Annotated in this window: 2 protein-coding genes; both read right to left on the bottom strand. The window is 64.3% G+C overall.

Going from position 1 to position 3,174, the window contains the following annotated elements:
• Positions 1 to 872, bottom strand: an 872-nt coding sequence (locus M0R21_13750; GenBank protein ID MCK9618887.1) for a UDP-glucose/GDP-mannose dehydrogenase family protein, incomplete at its 3' end; no start/stop codon positions are given.
• Positions 873 to 1,022: 150 nt separating this feature from the next.
• On the bottom strand, positions 1,023 to 3,174 hold a 2,152-nt coding region (locus M0R21_13745; GenBank protein MCK9618886.1), incomplete at its 5' end, for an NADP-dependent malic enzyme.

The raw sequence follows: 3,174 nt of genomic DNA, 5'->3' as shown, positions 1-3,174 counted from the left end.
ACCGCGACCACCGTTTCGACGATGCGCAGCGCCGCGCCTTCGTCCTGCCCGGTCTTGATCAGCGCCAGCGTATCCTTGGGAAAGCAGGAGCCGCCATAGCCCGGTCCCGCATGCAGGAATTTCCCGCCGATGCGCTTGTCGAGGCCGATGCCGCGCGCGACCTCCTGCACGTCGGCGCCGACCTTTTCGCACAGATCGGCGATCTCGTTGATGAAGGTGATCTTCGTCGCGAGAAAAGCGTTGGCCGCGTATTTGGTGAGCTCCGACGTGCGCCGCCCGACGAAGATCAGCGGCGGCGCGTTGAGCGACAGCGGACGATAGATTTCCTCCATCACCTCGCGCGCGCGCGGATCTTCGATGCCGATGACGACGCGGTCGGGGCGTTTGAAATCCTCGATCGCCGCGCCTTCGCGCAAGAATTCAGGATTGGAGACGACGGTGAAATCGGCGTCCGGATTGACTTCGCGCATGATGCGCTCGACCTCGTCGCCGGTGCCGACGGGAACGGTCGATTTGTTGACGACGACCGTGAATCCCTCGAGCGCCTTGGCGATGGTCTGCGCGGCGGCGTAGACGAAGGACAAATCCGCATGGCCGTCGCCGCGCCGCGATGGCGTGCCGACCGCGATGAACACCGCGTCGGCGCCTTTGACCGCCGGTTCGAGTTCGGTGGTGAAGGAAAGGCGGTTCTGTTCGACGTTATTGGCGACGAGTTCGTCGAGGCCGGGCTCAAAGATCGGAATCTCGCCGCGCTTCAGGCGCTCGATCTTGGTCGCGTCGGCGTCGACGCAAATGACGTTATGGCCGAAGTCGGCGAAACAGGCGCCCGAGACCAGACCTACATAGCCCGAACCAATCATCGTAATGTTCATCAGCGTCAGTCTCTTGCTTCATGTGCGATCGCCTCCCAAGGGAGGTCGCGCGGGGAAGCCGCGCGGGTGGGGGTGAGCAGGGTGCGGGCCGCGCGGTTCACCCCACCCCGCGCTTACGGCGCAACCCCTATCATTGGAGGGGAGGGTAGGTCATCCGCCGACGCCGAAGGCGGCGAGCGCCGCCATATTGACGATCTCCGTGTCCGTCGCGCCGAGTTGGACGATTTGAACCGGTTTGTCGAGTCCGACGATCAGCGGACCCAGGACGGTCGCGCCGCCCAGTTCCTGTAACATTTTTGTCGAAATAGCCGCCGAATGAAACGCTGGCATGACAAGGACGTTCGCCGTATCGGTGAGTCGCGAAAACGGGTAGGCGCTCATGAGATCCTTGTTGAGCGCAATGTCCGCGCCCATCTCGCCCTCATATTCGAAATCGACGCGTCGTTGGTCAAGAACATTGACCGCCTGGTGCACGCGCGCCGTGCGCTCGCCCGGCGGATAGCCGAATGTCGAAAAGGCCAGCATGGCGACCCGCGGCTCGAGTCCGATGCGGCGCGCGACGCCGGCCGCCTCGATGGCGATTTCGGCCAGCTCGTGAGCGTCGGGCATTTCGGTGATCGCCGTATCGGCGACGACGACGACGCGGCCGTTTGCGAGAATGATCGACGCGCCGATGACGCGGTGGCCGGGCTTGTGGTCGATTACGCGGCGCACGTCTTCAAGCGCGTGGGAGAAATTGCGCGTCACGCCTGTCACCATGGCGTCGGCGTCGCCCTGCGCCACCATCGCTGCGGCGAAATGATTGCGGTCCTGATTGATCAGCCGTTGGCAGTCGCGCATCAGAAAGCCCTTGCGCTGCAGGCGCTCGAACAGGAACTGCGCATAGACTGCGTTACGGTTAGAGAGTTTGGCGTTGTGGATTTCGATCTCTGCGGGAAGTTCGAGGCCGGCGTTTTCCGCCGCCTCCTTGACGCGATCCTCCCGGCCGACAAGCACGGCGCGTCCAAAGCCCTGGTTGACGAAAGCGAGCGCGGCGCGGATCACCTGCTCCTCTTCGCCCTCGGCGAAGACGACGCGCTTGGGATCACGCCGCACGCGTTCGTGAATAGTCTGCATCAGCCCGGCGATCGGATCGCGACGCGCCGTTAGCTCGGCGCGATAGGCTTTCATGTCGACGATGGGGCGGCGCGCGACGCCGCTGTCCATCGCCGCGAGCGCCACGGCGGGCGGAATGATGGAGATGAGGCGCGGGTCGAACGGCGCCGGGATAATATAGTCACGGCCGAAACGCGGCCGGGCGCCACGGTAGGCGTTGGCGACTTCGTCCGGCACGTCCTCGCGCGCAAGGTCGGCGAGCGCCTTCGTCGCAGCGATCTTCATCTCCATGTTGATCGTCTTGGCGCGCACGTCGAGCGCGCCCCGGAAAATATAGGGAAAGCCGAGGACGTTATTGATCTGGTTGGGATAGTCGGAACGGCCTGTGGCGATGATCACGTCGGCGCGCGTGGCGCGCGCTTCTTCCGGCGTGATCTCCGGGTCGGGATTGGCCATGGCGAAGACGATCGGATTGTCCGCCATGCCGCGAAGCATGTTCGGCGTCAGGGCCCCCTTGACGGAGAGGCCGTAGAAGATATCGGCGCCTTCCAGCGCCTCGGCGAGCGTTCGCGCCGTGGTGTCCACGGCGTGCGCGCTCTTCCACTGGTTCATCCCCTCCTGGCGGCCGCGATAGACGACGCCCTTGGTGTCGCACAGGATGACATTGCGCGGATCGAAACCCATGGCTTTGGCGAGATCGAGACAGGCGATGCCGGCGGCGCCGGCGCCGTTGCAGACGAGTTTCGCCGATCCGATATCGCGGCCCGTCAGCAGCAGCGCGTTGAGCATGCCGGCGGCGGAGATGATCGCCGTGCCGTGCTGATCGTCATGAAACACCGGAATGTCCATGAGGTCGCGTAGCCGCTCCTCGATGACGAAACACTCCGGCGCCTTGATATCTTCGAGATTGATGCCGCCGAATGAGGGGCCGAGATACCGCACGGCGTTGACGAATGCGTCGACCTCCTTCGCATCGATCTCGAGATCAATGGAATCGATGTCGGCGAACCGCTTGAACAGCGCGGCCTTGCCTTCCATCACGGGCTTCGCCGCCAGCGCGCCGAGATCGCCGAGCCCGAGGATCGCGGTGCCGTTGGTGATGACGGCGACCATGTTGCCGCGGGTCGTATAATCGAACGCCGCTGAAGGATCCTTGGCGATGGCGAGCACCGGCGCGGCGACGCCGGGCGAATAGGCGAGCGACAGG

The organism is Lentimicrobiaceae bacterium, from assembly GCA_023227965.1.
GTDB lineage: Bacteria > Bacteroidota > Bacteroidia > Bacteroidales > JALOCA01 > JALOCA01.
Note: the sequence above shows the minus strand (reverse complement) of the source record. Positions and strands in the feature narration are given on the sequence as shown.